Annotated in this window: 19 protein-coding genes and 1 riboswitch; of the genes, 10 read left to right on the top strand and 9 right to left on the bottom strand. The window is 63.6% G+C overall.

Annotated features, from left to right (window positions below):
• Positions 1-38 precede the first annotated feature (38 nt).
• From ACU5AY_RS16755 to ACU5AY_RS16765, 3 genes are read left to right on the top strand one after another with little or no spacing between them, the layout of a single operon-like run.
• Positions 39-956: a hypothetical protein gene (locus tag ACU5AY_RS16755; protein WP_446827050.1), complete on the top strand. Its 918-nt coding sequence runs from the start codon at positions 39-41 to the stop codon at positions 954-956.
• A gap of 20 nt (positions 957-976) precedes the next feature.
• A complete protein-coding gene (locus ACU5AY_RS16760) occupies positions 977-2,161 on the top strand; it encodes an amidase (protein ID WP_446829043.1) in 1,185 nt (394 codons plus the stop codon).
• A gap of 57 nt (positions 2,162-2,218) precedes the next feature.
• Positions 2,219-3,007 carry a GNAT family N-acetyltransferase gene (locus tag ACU5AY_RS16765; protein WP_446827051.1) on the top strand — a complete coding sequence of 263 codons (789 nt, stop codon included), beginning with the start codon at positions 2,219-2,221 and terminating at the stop codon, positions 3,005-3,007.
• Positions 3,008-3,029: 22 nt separating this feature from the next.
• Here the strand turns inward: ACU5AY_RS16765 and ACU5AY_RS16770 are convergent, their stop codons facing one another.
• From ACU5AY_RS16770 to ACU5AY_RS16805, 8 genes are all read right to left on the bottom strand, one after another.
• The gene (locus ACU5AY_RS16770) at positions 3,030-3,794 is read right to left on the bottom strand and encodes a hydroxymethylpyrimidine/phosphomethylpyrimidine kinase (protein ID WP_446827052.1); all 765 of its coding nucleotides are present in this window, start codon (positions 3,792-3,794) and stop codon (positions 3,030-3,032) included.
• Positions 3,785-4,390: a thiamine phosphate synthase gene (locus ACU5AY_RS16775; RefSeq protein WP_446827053.1), complete on the bottom strand. Its 606-nt coding sequence runs from the start codon at positions 4,388-4,390 to the stop codon at positions 3,785-3,787. The genes ACU5AY_RS16770 and ACU5AY_RS16775 overlap by 10 nt, the downstream gene beginning before the upstream one ends.
• Complete coding sequence (locus ACU5AY_RS16780) at positions 4,387-5,160, bottom strand: thiazole synthase (RefSeq protein WP_446827054.1); 774 nt, start codon at positions 5,158-5,160, stop codon at positions 4,387-4,389. The genes ACU5AY_RS16775 and ACU5AY_RS16780 overlap by 4 nt, the downstream gene beginning before the upstream one ends.
• 2 nt (positions 5,161-5,162) lie before the next feature.
• Positions 5,163-5,360 carry a sulfur carrier protein ThiS gene (thiS, locus tag ACU5AY_RS16785; RefSeq protein ID WP_446827055.1) on the bottom strand — a complete coding sequence of 66 codons (198 nt, stop codon included), beginning with the start codon at positions 5,358-5,360 and terminating at the stop codon, positions 5,163-5,165.
• Complete coding sequence (thiO, locus tag ACU5AY_RS16790; RefSeq protein WP_446827056.1) at positions 5,357-6,337, bottom strand: glycine oxidase ThiO; 981 nt, start codon at positions 6,335-6,337, stop codon at positions 5,357-5,359. The genes thiS and thiO overlap by 4 nt, the downstream gene beginning before the upstream one ends.
• 163 nt (positions 6,338-6,500) lie before the next feature.
• Complete coding sequence (gene thiC, locus ACU5AY_RS16795) at positions 6,501-8,318, bottom strand: phosphomethylpyrimidine synthase ThiC (RefSeq protein ID WP_446827057.1); 1,818 nt, start codon at positions 8,316-8,318, stop codon at positions 6,501-6,503.
• Between the two features lie 92 nt (positions 8,319-8,410).
• A riboswitch (TPP riboswitch) is annotated at positions 8,411-8,533 on the bottom strand.
• 60 nt (positions 8,534-8,593) lie between these two features.
• Positions 8,594-9,376, bottom strand: a complete 783-nt coding sequence (locus tag ACU5AY_RS16800) for a LamB/YcsF family protein (protein ID WP_446827058.1) — start codon at positions 9,374-9,376, stop codon at positions 8,594-8,596.
• Positions 9,377-9,446: 70 nt separating this feature from the next.
• Positions 9,447-10,382: a LysR family transcriptional regulator gene (locus tag ACU5AY_RS16805; RefSeq protein ID WP_446827059.1), complete on the bottom strand. Its 936-nt coding sequence runs from the start codon at positions 10,380-10,382 to the stop codon at positions 9,447-9,449.
• Between the two features lie 183 nt (positions 10,383-10,565).
• Here ACU5AY_RS16805 and mmsB point away from each other — a divergent pair, with 183 nt between their 5' ends.
• From mmsB to ACU5AY_RS16840, 7 genes are all read left to right on the top strand, one after another.
• Complete coding sequence (gene mmsB, locus ACU5AY_RS16810; RefSeq protein ID WP_446827060.1) at positions 10,566-11,459, top strand: 3-hydroxyisobutyrate dehydrogenase; 894 nt, start codon at positions 10,566-10,568, stop codon at positions 11,457-11,459.
• Positions 11,460-11,656: 197 nt separating this feature from the next.
• Entirely contained in the window at positions 11,657-12,868 is a 1,212-nt protein-coding gene (locus ACU5AY_RS16815; protein WP_446825822.1) for an ABC transporter substrate-binding protein, read from the top strand.
• Positions 12,869-12,965: 97 nt separating this feature from the next.
• Positions 12,966-13,730, top strand: coding sequence for an ABC transporter ATP-binding protein (locus ACU5AY_RS16820; protein ID WP_446825823.1), 765 nt, complete (start codon positions 12,966-12,968; stop codon positions 13,728-13,730).
• Entirely contained in the window at positions 13,727-14,449 is a 723-nt protein-coding gene (locus ACU5AY_RS16825; protein WP_446825824.1) for an ABC transporter ATP-binding protein, read from the top strand. The genes ACU5AY_RS16820 and ACU5AY_RS16825 overlap by 4 nt, the downstream gene beginning before the upstream one ends.
• Before the next feature lie 13 nt (positions 14,450-14,462).
• On the top strand, positions 14,463-15,359 hold the full coding sequence (locus tag ACU5AY_RS16830; protein WP_446827061.1) for a branched-chain amino acid ABC transporter permease: 897 nt from the start codon (positions 14,463-14,465) through the stop codon (positions 15,357-15,359).
• 23 nt (positions 15,360-15,382) lie between these two features.
• Positions 15,383-16,375 (top strand): branched-chain amino acid ABC transporter permease, encoded by a 993-nt coding sequence (locus tag ACU5AY_RS16835; RefSeq protein ID WP_446827062.1) that lies wholly within the window; start codon positions 15,383-15,385, stop codon positions 16,373-16,375.
• Between the two features lie 266 nt (positions 16,376-16,641).
• Complete coding sequence (locus ACU5AY_RS16840; protein WP_446825827.1) at positions 16,642-16,884, top strand: hypothetical protein; 243 nt, start codon at positions 16,642-16,644, stop codon at positions 16,882-16,884.
• A 19-nt stretch (positions 16,885-16,903) separates the two neighbouring features.
• On the opposite strand, the gene ACU5AY_RS16845 is transcribed toward ACU5AY_RS16840, so the two are convergent.
• The gene (locus tag ACU5AY_RS16845) at positions 16,904-17,977 is read right to left on the bottom strand and encodes an alginate lyase family protein (protein ID WP_446827063.1); all 1,074 of its coding nucleotides are present in this window, start codon (positions 17,975-17,977) and stop codon (positions 16,904-16,906) included.

Consider the following 17,977-nt stretch of genomic DNA (forward strand, 5'->3'; position numbering starts at 1 on the left):
GATTCGTTCGTTAGACATTCAGCTCTTCGTGCAGGATAATGATCAGTTCAACCTCCATCGCCGCTCAGCCCACCGGAAGTCGTCACGGAAGCCCGCTTTCGGCCGTCGAGCTTGCCGCCCATCCGTCGTTCCCGGCAGTCGACCAGGATCTGGCACGCCACCTGATCGCCATTCACCGCGAGACGCCGAAGCTTGCCAGACTGAAGGCATCGCATCGCAAATGGCTGATGACGCAATCCCTGTTCACGCTCTGCCTGGAGCGCAACGAGGCCGATCCGCTGTCCGGCCTGACGATTTCCCGTTTCATCGATATCGCCACATCGATTGGCGCCGTCAGCCGCAACACGGCGGAGTCGTTCATCAAGGAAATGCTGACTTACAAGTTTCTGGAAAAGATACCGAACGATCGCGACCGGCGCTTTCAGATCCTGACAATCACCGATGTCAGCTACGACGCGATGGAAAGCTGGTTCAACGGCCACATGAAGGGCCTGGACCGTCTCGACGGCGGCGACCGATTTGCGGCCTGCACGAACGAGCCCCGGATATTCCGACTTTCACAGCCGCGTGCCGCGGAGAGGCTGGTCAACAACCCGGTCTGGCGGCACCCGGCCGACAGCATAGGCGCCTTCCTGCATTCAGACCTCGGCGGCATGGTATTGCATGAACTCATGTCACATATCACCGATTTCCGTCACGAGCAGGACAGGGTCTGCGTCGCGCAGATCTCCATCACCCACATTGCGCGCACATACATGGTGTCCGTTTCGAACGTGAAGCGCATGTTCAAGCGGGCCGAGGACGCCGGGCACCTGACCTGGGGCGACGAAAGCCGGAAAAAGACGCTTTGGCTTTCCAGAAGCTTCATCGACGACTATCTTGGCTGGCAGGCGGAAAAATTCGCAGCCCTGGACGAAGCGTTTCATTGGAGCGTCGGGCAGTTGGCAGACGGCTGATTTTGGGCCACAACTATGCCATGCTGATTGATCACGACCCACTCCACGCTTTCCTGCCCTATCCCGCCGTTCCGGTCGCCAACGCCGCCGACGGACCACTCGCCGGCCTCACCCTTGCCGTCAAGGACCTCTTCGACGTCGAGGGATACAGAACCGGATGCGGCTCGCCGCTGAAGCTGGCGGCAAGCGACATCAAGGACAGCAACGCGCCCGCCGTGCAGGCTCTGCTCGATGCGGGCGCACGCTTCGTCGGCAAGACGCATACCGACGAACTTGCCTGGTCGCTCTACGGCATGAACCCGCATTTCGGCACGCCGGTCAATCCGGCCGCGCCCGATCGCATTCCGGGCGGGTCCTCCTCCGGTTCGGCCTCGGCTGTCGCCGGCGGCCTCGTCGATATCGCGCTCGGAACGGACACCGGCGGCTCGATCCGCGCCCCGGCAAGCTTTTGCGGCATCTGGGGATTGCGTCCGACGCACGGCCGCATCCCGCTTGCCGGCTGCATGGAGCTTGCTGCCAGCCTCGATACCTGTGGCTTCTTCGCCCGTGACGGCGAAACGCTGATGAAGGTCGGGGCGGTCTTGCTGGACCCGGATGCGGTCGCCCTGTCCGAGGCGCCGCGCTTCCTGCAGCCGATCGATATGATCGAACCCTTGCCGGCGGCGAGCCGGGCGCTCTACGACACGTTCTTCTCCGCCCTGCCCGCAGCGATGGTCACCGTCTATCCCCAAGGTGGAGCGGAGGCGCTCTACCGGGCTTTCCGCGTCGTCCAGACCTGCGACATCAAGCGGTCGCAACTCGATTTCATCCTCGAAAGCGGCATGCCGCTGGCGCGCGGGCTCGACGACCGGGTCGCGTTCGCCCAGGCCGTGACCGAAGAACAGGAGAACGAGGCCATCGCGCTTCGTGAAGAGTTCCGCACGGCGATCGACACGCTGCTCGGCAGCGACGGCGTTCTTCTTGCGCCGGCAGTCCATGACGCTCCCTTCCGGCTGGATGCGCCCGCCAGCGTGTTCGACAGCTATCGCCACGATGCGATGCAGCTCCTCTGCGTTGCCGGAATGGCCGGGCTGCCACAGGTCACCTTTCCAGCCGGCTGGATCGAAGGCGCGCCTTACGGCCTTTCGCTGACCGGGCCGCGCGGGTCCGACCGGTCGTTGATGGCCGTTGCGGCACGGCTTTTCACCGACCGCAAGGCGGGCTAGGCGCCGATGTCTTCGCCGACCGTCAGGCCGCTCACGCCGGAAGAAATCGCCGAACTGGTGTCATGGGCGGGCGAAGAAGGCTGGAACCCCGGCCTCAACGACGCGAGAGCCTTCACCGCAGCGGATCCCGAGGGATTCATCGGCTGCTTCGTCGACGGCGCCGTGGCCGCCGGCATTTCAGCCGTGCGCTACGGACCGGATTTCGGCTTTATCGGCCTCTACATCTGCAAGCCGGAGCACAGGGGCAAGGGCTATGGCCGGCGCGTCTGGGATGCGGGAATGGCAACACTTGCCGGTCGCACGGTCGGCCTCGATGGCGTTCCGGAGCAGCAGGCGAATTATGCCTCGATGGGGTTTGCGCCGGTGTATGAAACCGTCCGCTGGAGCGGAAGGATCACTCCCGCATCTCCCAGCGGGCAGACGCAGCTCGTTTGGGAGCAGGATGACCTTAAGAACATCATTGCTTTCGACCGGGCCTATTTCCCCGGCCCTCGCACAAGCTTCCTGAGCCTCTGGCTCGCCGAGCCACACCGGACGCGCGCGATTCTCCGGGACAAAAACTTAGCCGGCTATGGAGTTTTGCGAAAATGCCTGGACGGCTTCAAGCTCGGACCACTTTTCGCCTGCGATGACGCGGCGGCCAAAGCGCTGCTGCAGGATCTCGCCTGCGATTATGGCGGGCACACGATCCACATAGACGTGCCCGCGCCACAGACCGAATTCTCGCGCCATTTGATGGACATCGGCTTTTCCGCAGGCTTCACCACCGCGCGGATGTACCGTGGTCCAGCCCCAGACATCGACATGAACGGCGTATTCGGCATTTCGACGCTCGAACTCGGCTGAGCTGCAAGGTCAATCGCCGGTCTCAGCCGCCGGCGGCTTGAGCTCGAAACGCATTCGTCAGAAAGGCCTTCGCACGCTCCACCGCCATTTCCAGCGTCTCACCCTGCGCGAGACCGGCTGCAGTGGCTGTTGCCAGCATACAGCCAGTGCCCCGCATCGTCGCCGGAAAGCGCGGGCAGACATAACTCTTCGGCGCGCTTTTCAGTCGGACCAGCGTATCCACGGCATGGGAAACTTCGGAATGCCCACCCTTGACGAGAACCGCCGCCGCCCCCTTCGCCAGCAGCGCCCGCGCCATGATGGTGGCATCAGCGTGAACAGGCAGACCAAGCAAGCTAGCCAGCGCCTCCAGCTCCGGCAGGTTCGGCGTCACCAGCGCTGTCAAAGGCAGAAGCCGGTCGACCAGCAGCCGCATCGCATTGGGCTCCAACAGAGGCTTTCCCGAGCTCGAAACGAGAACCGGATCCAGCACAATCGGGATATTTCTGACTCCGGCTAAGGAACTTGCGACCGTATCGACGATTTCAGCCGTCGCCAGCATGCCGATCTTTACGGCGCCGATACTGCCAGCCTCAAAGGCAGCGCGAATCTGGCTTTCGGCGAGGGCGGCCGGCATGGGCTCGACGGCGCGCACCTCGCCATGCGTCTGCGCGGTAACGGCTGTGATGGCCACCGAACAGCGTATGCCGAAGGCGGACGCCGTCTCGACGTCGCGAACGACACCCGCGCCGCCGGAGGAATCGGAGCCGGCGATGACCAGCAGCCGCGGCGCGGTGTCTACCGCCATGGCGCCGTCCGTTCGATCCATTCGCGCGTGCGGGCTTCCGGATCGGCGTTGAGCGTGATGTCGGTGACCACGGCGGCGCTGTCGGCGCCGTGCCGGAAGACGCCCTCCAGCCGCTCCGGATTGAGGCCGCCGATGGCAACCAGCGGCAAGGGCGCCACCGCGTCCTTCCAGGTGCGGATTCGCTCCAGCCCCTGGGGCGCCCATTTCATCTTCTTCAGGATGGTCGGGTAGACGGGGCCCAGAGCGACATAGTCCGGCTTGGCCGAGAGAGCCGTGTCCAGTTCCTCGCCGTCATGGGTGCTGACGCCAAGCTTCAATCCCGCGCGGCGGATCGCATCGAGGTCCGCTTCCGCCAGGTCTTCCTGGCCCAGATGAACGAAGTCGCAGCCTTCCTCGATCGCCAGCCGCCAGTAGTCGTTGACGATGAGCTGGCAGCCATTCACCTCGCAGACCGCTTTCGCGCGGCGGATATGGGCGCGGATGTCGTCCTCCGCCTTGTCCTTGATGCGCAACTGCACGAGCCGCACGCCGAGCGGCACGAGGCGCTCGATCCAGTCGGCGCTGTCGACGATGAGGTAGAAGGGATCGAGCCTCATGAGAACACCGCCCTGCCGATGACCGGCGTCGAGGGCACCGCCATGGCGCGCGGTTCCAGAAGGCCGGCGGCATGGGCCATTGCGCCGGCGTCGATCGCGTCGGCAAAGGCCTTCGCCATGGCGACCGGGTCGGCTGCGCCGGCAATGGCCGTGTTCAGCAGCACGGCGTCGTAGCCAAGTTCCATGACTGCGGCGGCGTGCGACGGCCGGCCAATGCCGGCGTCGACGATCAGCGGCACGTCGGGGAACCAGGCGCGCAGCGATTTCAGGGCGGCGGGATTGACCGGCCCTTGCGCGGAGCCGATCGGCGAGGCCCAGGGCATCAGCACGCGGCAGCCGGCTTCGAGCAGCCGTTCGGCAACGACGAGGTCGTCGGTCGTGTAGGGAAACACCTGGAACCCCTCGCCCGACAGGATGCGTGCGGCCTCGACGAGACCGAAGACGTCCGGCTGCAGCGTGTCGTGGTTGCCGATCACCTCCAGCTTGATCCAGTCGGTGGCAAAGAGGTCGCGGGCCATCTTCGCCGTCAGTACCGCTTCCTTGACCGTGTGGCATCCGGCCGTATTCGGCAGCACCTTCACGCCGAGGTCGCGAATGATGTCGAAGAACTGCCCACCGCGGGCGCCGCCCGCTGTTTCCCGGCGCAGCGAGACGGTGACAATCTCCGTGCGGGAAGCCTTCACCGCCTCGGCCATGATGGCCGGGGACGGATAACGGGCCGTGCCGAGAAGCAGGCGCGAGGAGACCCGCGTTTGATAGAGCGTCAGCATGCTCAGCCTCCCTGCATCGGGGACAGGACCTCGATCCGGTCGCCATCGGCAAGCAGGCACTCTCCGCGTTCGCTGCGCGGCACAAGCTCGCCATTGACCGCCGTCGCCAGCCAGTCGCCTTCGTAATCGAGCGCTGACAGAAGGGCCGCCAGCGTTTCCGCCGCCATGTCCTGCTCTTCGCCGTTGATCGTCAGTTTCATGCCGAAACCTCCATTGCCGGTTGGCGGCTTTCGATCCCCGCCGCCAATGTCTCCGCGAGATAGGGCGCCATCAGGAAGCCGTGCCGGTACATGCCGTTTATGGAAATATGCCGGCCCGTTCCGCTGATGCGGGGAATGTTGTCGTCGTAAGCCGGGCGCACGCCGCTGCCCGTCTCGATGAGGTCGGCCTCGCCGAAGGCCGGGTGAAGCGCATAGGCCGCATTCAGCAGTTCCATCACCGAGCGGGCCGTGACCGGCCCCTCGCTATCGCTCTCGATCATCGTCGCGCCGACCATGAAGCGATTGCCGGGCTGCGGCGCGACATAGAGCGGAATGCGCGGATGCAGCAGCCGCACCGGACGCGACAGGCTGACCTCCTCGGTCCTCAGATACAGCATTTCACCGCGCACGCCGCGAAGCCGGCCGGTCGCCCCGATCCGGGCGGCCCCGGTGCAGTCGATCACCCGGTCGAAGCCGCTGTCGGGATAATTCGGGCTTTCGAAGCGGAAGATCGCACCGGCTTCCAGAAGTCCGCGATGAAGCCCGGCGAGCGCCATGCGTGGGTCGAGATGCGCTTCGTCCTTAAAGAAGAGCGCGCGGCGGAACCGTCCGGCGAGCGCCGGCTCCCGCCGGGCGATTTCCTCTTCGCCAATCCGCTCGAAATGGCTGGTCCGGCTGGCGAAGCGGTCGAGTTCGGCATCGTCGCGGGGTTGCGCGACGACCAGCGTGCCGTTGCGGACCACCACGTCCGGGACCGCCTCAGCCCACCATTCGAGCGACATCGTTCCAGCCTCGACGACCTGCCGGTCGGCGCTTTCGCCCTCGCACCAGGGCGCGAGCATGCCGCCGGCGAAATGCGAGGCACCAAGGCCGATGGCCGCTTGCTTCTCGGCGATCGTCACATCATGGCCGCGTCGGACCAGCGCATGCGCCGCCGTGAGGCCGGCAACGCCGGCCCCCTTGATCAGGATACGCATGGTCGCAGCTCCGTCTTTCCCCTCCCCAACCCCTCCCCACGAGGGGGAGGGGCTTTACCGCCGGCGCCTCGCGATAGCAAACTGGCCAGGCGTTGCCGGAAGTTTTCTCCCCCCTTGTGGGGGAGATGGCCGTCAGGCCAGAGGGGGTATTGTCGCGGGGTCATCATTTCGCCACCTCATCGACTGGCATGTAGAGGTCGCCGCCCTCGCGGTATTTCGCGGCCATGGCTTCCATGCCCTCCTTCTGCGCCTCGGCGCGGATGTCGTGGGAAATGCGCATGGAGCAGAATTTCGGCCCGCACATGGAGCAGAAATGGGCGACTTTGTGAGCCTCCTTCGGCAGCGTCTCGTCGTGCATGGAGCGGGCCGTTTCCGGGTCCAGCGAGAGGTTGAACTGGTCCTCCCAGCGGAACTCGAAGCGGGCGCGCGACAGCGCATCGTCGCGAATCTTCGCGGCCGGATGACCCTTGGCGAGATCGGCGGCGTGGGCGGCGATCTTGTAGGTGATGACGCCCGTCTTCACGTCGTTGCGGTCCGGCAAGCCCAGATGCTCCTTCGGCGTGACGTAGCAGAGCATCGCCGTGCCGAACCAGCCGATCATCGCCGCCCCGATGCCCGAGGTGATGTGATCGTAGCCGGGCGCGATGTCGGTCGTCAGCGGCCCGAGCGTATAGAACGGCGCCTCGCCGCATACGGCGAGCTGCTTGTCCATGTTCTCCTTGATCTTGTGCATCGGCACATGGCCGGGGCCTTCAATCATGACCTGGCAATCCTTTGCCCAGGCGATCTGCGTCAGTTCGCCGAGCGTCTCCAGTTCGGCAAACTGCGCGGCGTCGTTGGCGTCCGCAATCGAGCCGGGACGCAGGCCGTCGCCGAGCGAGAATGACACGTCATAGGCGCGGCAGATGTCGCAGATCTCCTCGAAATGCTCGTAGAGGAAGCTCTCCCTGTGATGATGCAGACACCACTTGGCCATGATCGAGCCGCCGCGCGACACGATGCCGGTGACACGGTTGATGGTGAGCGGGATATAGGAGAGCCGGACGCCGGCATGGATGGTGAAATAGTCGACGCCCTGCTCCGCCTGCTCGATCAGCGTGTCGCGGAAAACCTCCCAGGTCAGGTCTTCGGCGATGCCGCCGACCTTTTCGAGCGCCTGGTAGAGCGGCACCGTGCCGATCGGCACCGGCGAATTGCGGATGATCCATTCGCGGATGTTGTGGATGTTGCGCCCGGTCGACAGGTCCATGACGGTGTCGGCGCCCCAGCGGGTCGCCCAGACCATCTTCTCGACCTCTTCGGCCATGGACGAGGTGACGGCGGAATTGCCGATATTGGCGTTGATCTTCACCAGGAAGTTCCGGCCGATGATCATCGGCTCGGCTTCCGGATGGTTGATGTTGGAGGGAATGACGGCGCGGCCGCGGGCGACTTCCTCGCGGACGAATTCCGCCGTGACGAAATCCGGGATCGCCGCACCGAAGCTCTCGCCATCGCGGACAAGCTTTTGCTTCAGCGCCTTGCGGCCGAGATTTTCGCGGATGGCGATGAACTCCATCTCGGGCGTGACGATGCCGGCGCGGGCGTAGGCGATCTGGGTGACGGCCTTGCCCTCCTTGGCCCGGCGCGGCGTCTGCAGGTTGGGGAATTCCGGCGTCAGGCGTTCGCCGGTGGCAAAGCCGTTATCCTCCGGCTTGACGACGCGGCCTTCGTATTCCTCCGTGTCGCCGCGGGCGGCCACCCAGTCGGCGCGCAGGCGCGGCAGGCCCTTTTCGATATCGATCGATTGCGCCGGGTCCGTATAGGGCCCGGAGGAATCATAGACCGTGACCGGCGGCTCGCCAGCGGTCGGATGAACAGCGATCTCGCGCATCGGCACACGGATATGCGGATGGATTTCGCCCGGCTTGTAGACCTTGGTGGAAGCGGGCAACGGTCCCTTGGTGATGTCGGGGGTAATATTCTTGGCGGCAATGTTCATTTGAGGCTCCAATGTTTCAAGTTGGAGACCCAGTTCGAAGCCGGAATGATGGTAAGACGCCCGCGACGTCCCGGATTTCGGGTTTCGTCGCATCTGCAGCGCTAGCACCGTCCCTACGCCAGTATGAACTGGATCAGGTTCAACGGGTCACTGCGCTGCTTTCAAGAAAGCCCAGCAGAATCTCAGCCCCTTGCGGGACCCCCCTGGTGAATGCGCCAAGGGTAGGAGCGAAAGCCGGCCGGCGTCAAGAGGCTTGGTGCCGGCGGCGCGAAATGTCAGATTTGCGCGACCGGCATGGCGAAGGGCCGGATGGCGATGCCCTCACCGGTCAGCGCCTCGCGGAGTGCCCGCGCCATCGCGACCGCACCCGGCGTGTCGCCATGCACGCAGACCGTCGCTGCCTCGACCGGCAGCTTCGTGCCCGCCGTCGTCACAATCTGGCCATCGCGCACCATAGAGAGCACGTGATCGGCGCTTTGATTGGGGTCGTGGATCACCGAGCCTTCCATCTTGCGGGAGGTCAGGCGTCCCTCGGGCGTATAGGTCCGGTCGGCGAAGACCTCGCAGACCACCGGCAGGCCGACCTTTTCCGCCGCCGCCGTCATTTCCGAATAGGGCAGGCAGACGAAAACCAGCCTAGGGTCCACCGCCTTGACGGCGCGCACGCAAATGGCCGCCAGATCCGCGTCCTCCGCCGCCATGTTGTTGAGCGCGCCATGGGTTTTCACATGGGTGATCGGCCAGCCGAGCGCGCGGGCCATGCCCTGGATCGCGGCGATCTGGTAGATGAGCTGCGCTTCGAGATCGGCCGGGCTGTCGCCGACGATCCGCCGCCGTCCGAAGCCGTAGAGATCCATGAAGGAGGGATGCGCGCCGATGGCGACACCACGCGCCTTGGCGGCGAGGATCGTGTCGCGCATGACGATCGGATCGCCGGCATGGAAGCCGCAGGCGACATTCGCCGTGGTGACGATGTCGAGCATCGCCTCATCGTCGCCCATCCGATAGGCACCGAAGCTTTCGCCCATGTCCGAATTGAGATCCACCGTCGCGACCATGCCGAAAACTCCTTCCAAATCCAAAACTTCCCGCATTTGAAGCCGATCCGGGGGCGGCAATCAACTCGCATCAGCGTCTTGCCACGTTACCGGTCGTGGCGGATGGTTTGTAGGACCTGACAAAGTCGCGGTGCGACTGCTCCACCTGTTCGGCAATGAACTGGATGACCGTCTGCACCCGGGCCGATTCGCGCGAATCCTCGTGGGCGATCAGCCAGAAAGTGCGCCTCAGCTCGACCACGTCCGGCAGCACGGGAACCAGCGACGGCAGGTCGCCGGCAATGAAATCCGGCAGGATGCAGAGCCCCGTCCCGGCCTCCGTCGCCTTCAGCTGGGCGATGAGATTGGTGCTCGACAGCCGGGCCGAGAGATTTTCGCCGACCGCGTAGAGATATTCGAGCTCCGGCGTGTAGATCAGCTCGGGGATATAGCCGATCAGGAGATGGCGGACGAATTCCTCCTTGCGGGTGATCGGGCCGTGGCGGCGCAGATAATCCTTCGACGCGTAGAGATGCAGCGTGTAATCCACAAGCTTGCGGGAAAAGAGCCGACCGCGCTCGGGCCGCGACAGGCTGATGGCGATGTCCGCCTCGCGCTTGGACAGGTTGAAGACCCTCGGCATTGCCACGATCTGCAGTTCGAGTTCGGGATTGCGCGCGGCAAGCTCGCCGATGCGGGGCGCCAGGAAGAAACTTCCAAATCCGTCGGGCGCGCCGATGCGCACCGCGCCGCTCAACGAAAAGCGCTCGCCGGCAATATCGTTCTGGATGTGGGCGGCCGTGCTTTCGATGTCCTCGGCGTGCTTGAGCAGGCGCTCGCCGATGTCGGTGAGCGTGTATCCGCGCGGCGAGCGGGTGAAGAGCGCGGCGCCCAGCTTTTCCTCCAGCGCGCGTACGCGACGGCTTACGGTGGCGTGATCCGTCCCCATCCGGCCGGCGGCCGCAGTAAGCCGTCCGGTGCGGGCAACGGAGAGAAAATAGCGTAAGTCGTCCCAATCAAAGAGCATGGTATGAGCATAATCGCACAATGGTATGGCGATCAAGCCCGTAGCCTTGCAGAAGCAATCGCATATATGAATTGCGATATGGAGTGTGCTGCACGGACGGCGGGATGGGAGCCCCGCGGCGGTGAAACAGCACAAACCGGAATGCGAACGGGAGGAGGAACCCATGACGCACGAGGCTTTCAAATGGCCAGAGTAGCGTTTGTCGGGCTCGGCAACATGGGCTTGCCGATGGCGATCAATCTCGCCAAGGCCGGCCATGAACTTCACGTCTACGATGCCGTACCCGAAGCGCTCGCGAATGCGAAGGCCGAAGGCATGCATCCCGCAGGCAGCGCCGCGAAGGCCGCAGCCGGTGCGGACTTCATCATCACCATGCTGCCCAACGGGCCGATCGCGCTCAAGGTCTTCGGCGAAATCGTACCGGCCGCCGACAAGGGTGCCGTGATCATCGATTGCTCGACGATCGATGTCGGCAGTGCCCGGGAGGCGCATCGCATGGCTGAAAATGCCGGGCTGATGCCGCTCGATGCGCCGGTGTCCGGCGGAACGTCAGGTGCTGCGGCCGGAACGCTGACCTTCATGGTCGGCGGTTCGAAAGCCGCGTTCGACAAGGCCCTGCCCATCCTGAATGTCATGGGCGGCAAGGTTGTCCATTGCGGCGACGGCGGCGCCGGACAGGCGGCAAAGATCTGCAACAACATGCTGCTCGGCATTTCCATGATCGGCGCCTGCGAAGCCTTCGCGCTCGCGGAAAAGCTCGGCCTGTCGGCCCAGGCGGCCTTCGACGTGATCTCGACGTCGTCGGGGTCCTGCTGGTCGGTCAACACCTATTGCCCGGTTCCGGGCGTCGGTCCCAAGTCGCCCGCCGACAACGGCTACAAGCCGGGCTTTGCCGCGGATCTTATGACCAAGGACCTCGGTCTGTCCCAGCAGGCTGCCGAAGACGTTCACCAGGCAACCCCGATGGGCGCGCATGCCTTGGCACTCTACCGGGAGTTTCTGGACAATAATGGGTCAGGCCGGGATTTTTCGGCTATGATCGAATATCTGAGGTCCATCCAGCGCGATCAGGCCTGAGGAGGACACGCGGAGGGGAATTACGGAACGCTGCGAGCCGAGGGAGAGAATGGCTCGAGGGTTTCGACTTGCATGATCCGGTCAATTTCCGGGAGAGACGCGGGCGTCGCGGGTGCCTGCCTATCCCTTCCGGAGCCAGAACCACGAAGAACACCGGATGATCTTCAAAATCCCGCATGAACCGAAAGGGAGGAACTATGAAGTCGTTTTTTTATGGAAGCGTAAGTGCAGCAGCCCTGCTGATGGCCGCCAACGGCGCCATGGCCGAAGGCATTTCCGATGACGTCGTGAGGATCGGCGTGCTCGGCGACATGTCCGGCGTCTATTCGACCGGCTTCAGCGGCGACGGCGCCGTCGCCGCCGTCAAGATGGCTGTCGAGGACTTCGGCGGCACCGTGCTCGGCAAGAAGATCGAGGTCATTTCCGCCGACCACCAGAACAAGGCCGACATCGCCTCGGCGACCGCCCGCCAGTGGATCGACGAGAACAAGGTCGACATGATCACCGACCTGACCAACTCGGCCGTCGCTCTCGCCGTCCAGCAGTTGGCGTCCGAAAAGGGCGTCATCACCATAGCCACCGGCGCTGCGTCCGCCGACCTCACCGGCAAGGCCTGCACCAAGTACGGCATCCACTACGGCTACGACACCCATGCCCTGCCCGTCGGCACGGCGTCTGCCGTGGTCAAGAACGGCGGCGACAGCTGGTACTTCATCACCGCCGACTATGCCTTCGGCCATGCCCTGCAGGACAACACGTCGGCCGTCGTCAAGGAGCTCGGCGGCACCGTCGTCGGTTCGTCGGACGTGCCGCTGGCGACGACCGACTTCTCCTCCTACCTGCTGCAGGCCCAGTCTTCCGGCGCCAAGGTCATCGGCCTTGCCAATGCCGGCCAGGACACGGTCAACGCCATTCAGCAGGCGCATGAGTTCGGCATCGTCGAAGGCGGCCAGCAGCTTGCGGGCATGCTGGTGCTGATCTCCGACGTGAAAAGCCTCGGAACCAACGTCGCCAAGGGCCTGAACTTCACGACCGGCTGGTACTGGGACCTCGACGACGAATCCCGCGCCTGGAAAGAGAAGTACATGAAGTACTCCAACAACGCGGCGCCGACCTTCGTTCATGCCGCCGACTATTCGCTGACGATGGCCTATCTGAAGGCGATCGAAGCCGCCGGCACGGACAATGCCGACGCGGTGCGCGAGCAGCTTGGCAAGGAGAAGATCGACGACTTCTTCGCCAAGGGCGGCATGATCCGCCAGGACGGCCTGCTGGTGCATGACATGTACCTGCTGCAGGTCCAGGAAGGCGCCTCCGATCCGTGGAACGTCGCCAAGGTGGTCCGCACCATTCCGGGCGACGAGGCCTATGCGTCGCTTGCCGACGGCGGCTGCCCGCTTGTGAAGTGATGAGACTGGCGTAACATGTGAGAAGCGGTCGGCTTGCCGGCCGCTTCCTCCGCAAAGCCGGGCATCGGGATAAGACCCGGCAGGATTGGACGGTTTCATGAGCGATTTCATTCTGGAAGCAAGGCAGCTCAATAAGAGCTTCGGCGGCTTTCATGCCGTCCGCAACGTCAATCTCAATATCGAGCGCGGGACGATCCACGCGCTGATCGGGCCGAACGGGGCCGGCAAGACCACCGTTTTCAATCTCCTGACGAAGTTCCTGACGCCGACATCCGGCCAGATTCTCTTCAACGGCAAGGACATAACCCACTGGAAACCCGTCGATATCGCCAATAACGGCATCGTCCGCTCGTTCCAGATTTCCGCCGTCTTCCCGCACCTGACGACGCTCGAAAACGTCCGGCTGTCGCTGCAGAAGCGGCTGGGCGTCAGCTATCATTTCTGGCGGTCGAAGAGCCTGTTGTCCTCGCTCGACGACGAGGCCATGGAACGGCTGGACCAGGTCGGCCTCAAGCGTTTCGCGCATGTCCATGCCGTCGAACTGCCCTATGGCCGCAAGCGGGCGCTCGAAATCGCCACGACACTCGGCCTCGAACCGGAGCTGATGCTGCTCGACGAGCCGACCCAAGGCATGGGCACCGAGGATGTCGGCCAGGTCGCAGAACTGATCAAGAAGGTCTCCGCCGGACGCACGATCATCATGGTCGAGCACAATCTCGGCGTCGTCGCAGACCTCGCGGACAAGATCACCGTGCTGAACCGCGGCGAAATCCTCGCGGAAGGTCCGTACGAGACCGTCTCGAAGAATCCCGCCGTCATGGAAGCCTATATGGGCATCAAGGCCGAGGAGGCCGGCGCATGACCACTGCGACGCTGACGAAGCCCATGCTGAAAATCAAAGACCTGCACGCCTGGTATGGCGAATCCCACGTCCTGCACGGCATCGACATCGAGCTTGGCGAAGGCCAGCTGATCACGCTGCTCGGGCGCAACGGCGCCGGGCGGACGACGACGTTGCGCGCCATCATGGGCATGGTGTCGCGGCGGACGGGATCGATCACCATCAACGGCGACGAGTTCATCGACAAGCCGGCCCACCGGATCGCACCGCTTGGGCGCATTGGCTACTGTCCGGAAGAGCGCGGCATCTTCGCCAGCCTGACGGTGGAGGAGAACCTGATGCTGCCGCCGGTCGTCGGCGACGGCGGCATGAGCCTTTCCGACATATACGGCATGTTTCCGAACCTGCGCGAGGTGCGCCGGCGCATGGGCACCCGGCTTTCCGGCGGCGAACAGCAGATGCTGGCGATCGCCCGGATCCTGCGCACCGGTGCGCGGCTGCTGCTGCTCGACGAGATCACCGAGGGGCTTGCCCCGGTCATCGTCAAGACGCTCGGCGAAGCGATCCGCCGGCTGAAGAACCAGGGCTACACGATCGTGCTAGTCGAGCAGAACTTCCGCTTTGCCGCGGAAGTCGCCGACCGGCACTACGTGATCGAACACGGCCGGGTGATCGATGCGATCGAGCACGCCGACGTCAAAACGAGCATGGACAAGCTCAACCATTACCTAAGCGTTTGAGGAGGCCTAATTCATGCTAAAGCTGATCCTTGCCCAAGGCATGCTGGGCCTCAACAATGGCGTCTTCTACGCCATGCTCAGTCTGGGGCTCGCCATTATTTTCGGGCTCCTGAACGTCGTCAACTTCGCCCATGGCGCGCTCTACATGACCGGCGCCTTCCTGGCGCTGATCCTCTATTCCTATTTCGGCGCCTGGATCGGGCTCGACGGGCTGCATGTGAATTTCTGGATGGCGCTGGTGCTGGTACCGATCCTGGTGGGCTGTTTCGGCATGCTGCTGGAACGCACGATGTTGAAATGGCTCTACAAGTTCGATCCGATCTACAGCCTGCTTCTGACCTTCGGCGTGACGCTGGTGCTGCAGGGCCTGTTCGTCAACTTCTTCTCGGCCTCCGGCACACCCTACCCCGGCCAGCCGGAATCGCTGCGCGGCGTCGTCAACCTCGGCTTCATGATGTTCCCGAAATTCCGGCTGTTCGCGATCGTCTTCTCCATCCTCGTCTGCCTCGCCGTCTGGTTTGTGATCGAGCGCACGCGCATCGGCGCGATGCTCAGGGCCGGGACCGAAAACCCGGATCTGGTGAAGGCCTTCGGGATCAACGTGCCGCTGATGGTGACACTGACTTTCGGTTTCGGCACCGGCCTTGCAGGCCTTGCAGGCGTGCTGGCCGCGCCGATCTACTCGGTGAGCCCGCTGATGGGGGCCGACCTCATCATCGTCATCTTTGCCGTCGTCGTGATCGGCGGCATGGGCTCGATCATGGGAGCGGTCGTCTCCGGCTTCGCGCTCGGCCTCGTCGAGGGCGTGACGAAGGTCTTCTATGCACCGGCGGCCAATACGGTGATCTTCTTCCTGATGGTCGTCGTGCTGCTCGTCAGGCCCGCCGGCCTGTTCGGACGGCAGAATTGATGGAAAGCGCTCGAGGAGGCAACATGGAACAGGCCGTCGCCGAAACCGCCACGCTCGACGAGCAGGGGCTCCAGGAAACTTCGCCGCGGGCGCGTCTCGCGCGGGCGATCCTCTGGGTGTTGCTGGTCGTTGCCGTGCTCATCGCACCGCTCTTCCTGTATCCGGTCTTCGTCATGCAGCTTCTGTGCTTTGCACTGTTTGCCTGCGCGTTCAACCTGCTGATCGGCTTCACCGGGCTCCTGTCCTTCGGCCATGCCGCCTTCTTCGGGGGCGCGGCCTACATCGCCGGCCACGTGATCAAGGTCTGGGGCTTCCCGCCGCTCGTCGGCATCCTCACGGGCGCCCTCTTCGCGGCCGCTCTCGGTTATGTGATCGGCGCGCTGGCGATCCGGCGCCAGGGCATCTATTTCGCCATGATCACGCTGGCGCTGGCGCAGATCGTCTATTTCTTCGCCCTGCAGCTGCCCTTTACCGGCGGCGAGAACGGCCTTCAGGGCATTCCGCGCGGCACGCTGTTCGGCATCATCGATCTCGGTCAGCCGCTGCAGATGTATTATTTCGTCGCTGCGATCTTCATGGCCGGATTCCTGATCATCTACCGCACCATCCATTCGCCGTTCGGGCAGGTGCTGCAGGCGATCCGCGAGAACGAGCCGCGGGCGCTTTCTCTCGGCTACGACGTCGACCGCTTCAAGCTGATCGCCTTCATCATCTCCGCCTCGCTTGCGGGTCTTGCCGGTGCCACCAAGGCCGTCGTCTTCCAGTTCGCCTCGCTGACCGACGCCCATTGGCAGATGTCGGGCGAAGTGATCCTGATGACTCTGCTCGGCGGCATGGGGACGATCTTCGGGCCAGTGATCGGCGCCGTCACCATCGTCACGCTGCAGCACGAGCTGGCCGGCATCGGCTCCTGGGTGCAGGTGGTCATCGGCGTGACCTTCATCGCCGCCGTGCTCCTGTTCCGCCGCGGCATCATCGGTGAGATCGCCCGCCTCTTGAAGATCTCGTCGGTGTGAAGGGCATGAAATGATGTCGGGCGGAGCGTTATTGGTGGATCACCGCCCGACGGGAAGACATTTGCAGCGGATTTCGGAATAAAATTTCGCGTCCAAATATCCCGAAATCTTACGAATTTACCCGCTTTTTGACCATCTGTGGCTGTATGGCGCTCGATTGGCCGCTCAATCGGTGGTAATTGAGCCGAAAGCTGCAGAGGGACTTAAGCGTTTAGTAGGCCCCCTGCCCTAGTATCGTCGCAATTGCCTCTCGTCGGAAGATTGCCATGGCCCCTGATCGCGAAAACCCTGCTCTTTCCGCAACCCAGCGTACGGCGTCGCTCGTCCATCGCCTGGGAGAGGCACTTGCCGGCAGCCATGGCCGCGCGCCGAACCTCGACGCGATCCGAGATCTCGTGAAGACGGAAGTCCTCGACTGGCAGATCGACGAAGTGCAGAAGGACGCACAGGCCGATAAGCCCATGATCCTCCTGACAGCGTCATCGAAAATATCCGACCTTCAGTCCTGAGACCTGTTGCCGGAGCGGATCAGCCGCCCCCGGTGCTGCAACTGATCGAGCGGTTCGCATAGACTTCGGTCATGTTGCCCCCGAGCTTCGAGTTGGAGAACGGCCTGTAGCCGTCAACCGCCTTCGACAGCGACCGATCATTCGTCATCGCGATGTATGGCTCGACCCAGGCCAGAGAATGGTCGTTGGCCTTGATACCCTTGGAAAACTTCTGTGCCTTGCCGGCAATCGGCTGAACCAGGGACGGGTCGTCAACGGCCTTCATCGTGAACTTGACGATCTTCGCCAGTTTCGCCATGTCCGCTCCGCTATTGCCGTAGCCGGCTTCACACATCAACGCCATAGAGGTCGTCAACGGGCCGAGGGCATGGATCTGGTAGTGGAGCGCATATTTTCCGCGTCCCATCTCCAGGGGCAATGTGCCGTTGGACGAGGCATCCGCCAGCATCGTACGGTTGGTTTCAAGCGTCCAGCCAATGAACTTGGTGTTATTCTGCATGACGCCGATCTGCGCGACCGCAAGACCTGCCCAGGCCCGCAGATTGTTGCGGCTCGCCTTGGGTGGCGCGCGATAGTCGAAGAAGGCCATGGTTTCGTAGGCGCGCACCCGCAGCCAGCGGGCGATACGGCGCCGTTCGTTGGGATAGTGGGTCGCTTCGGAAACGACCTGGGCATAAGCAATGGCGATGCCACCGATGCGCGACGGGACTGCCAGCTTGGCATTGTCCGTCTCCATGTCGCTCAGGGCATCGGCCTTGGCCCAGGTATCGATCGCCTTGATGACGCAGACCGCGAGGTCATGGTTCTTCTGAGGGGCCTCGCGGACCTTGTTGGAATAGCGGGTCAGATCCTGAATGAACTTGTCCACCGGCTTCAGCGCCGCGTCGACCTTGGCGTTCGAGGATTCGTCGATATCGGAGCGGGTCTTGGAATTTGCTTCGTAGCGACTGCCGAAATTCAGGGAGACCACGGGTCGAGGAACGGCAAAGCAGTCCCCCGACCCGCTCGCGCCAGCTGCCGGTTGCGCCAGGAGGACGGCGGATGCGGCACAAAAGCCGGCGACTGAGAGCATTCGGGTGAAATAGTGGGTCAA

The sequence above is a fragment of the Rhizobium sp. PAMB 3174 genome (assembly GCF_052908375.1).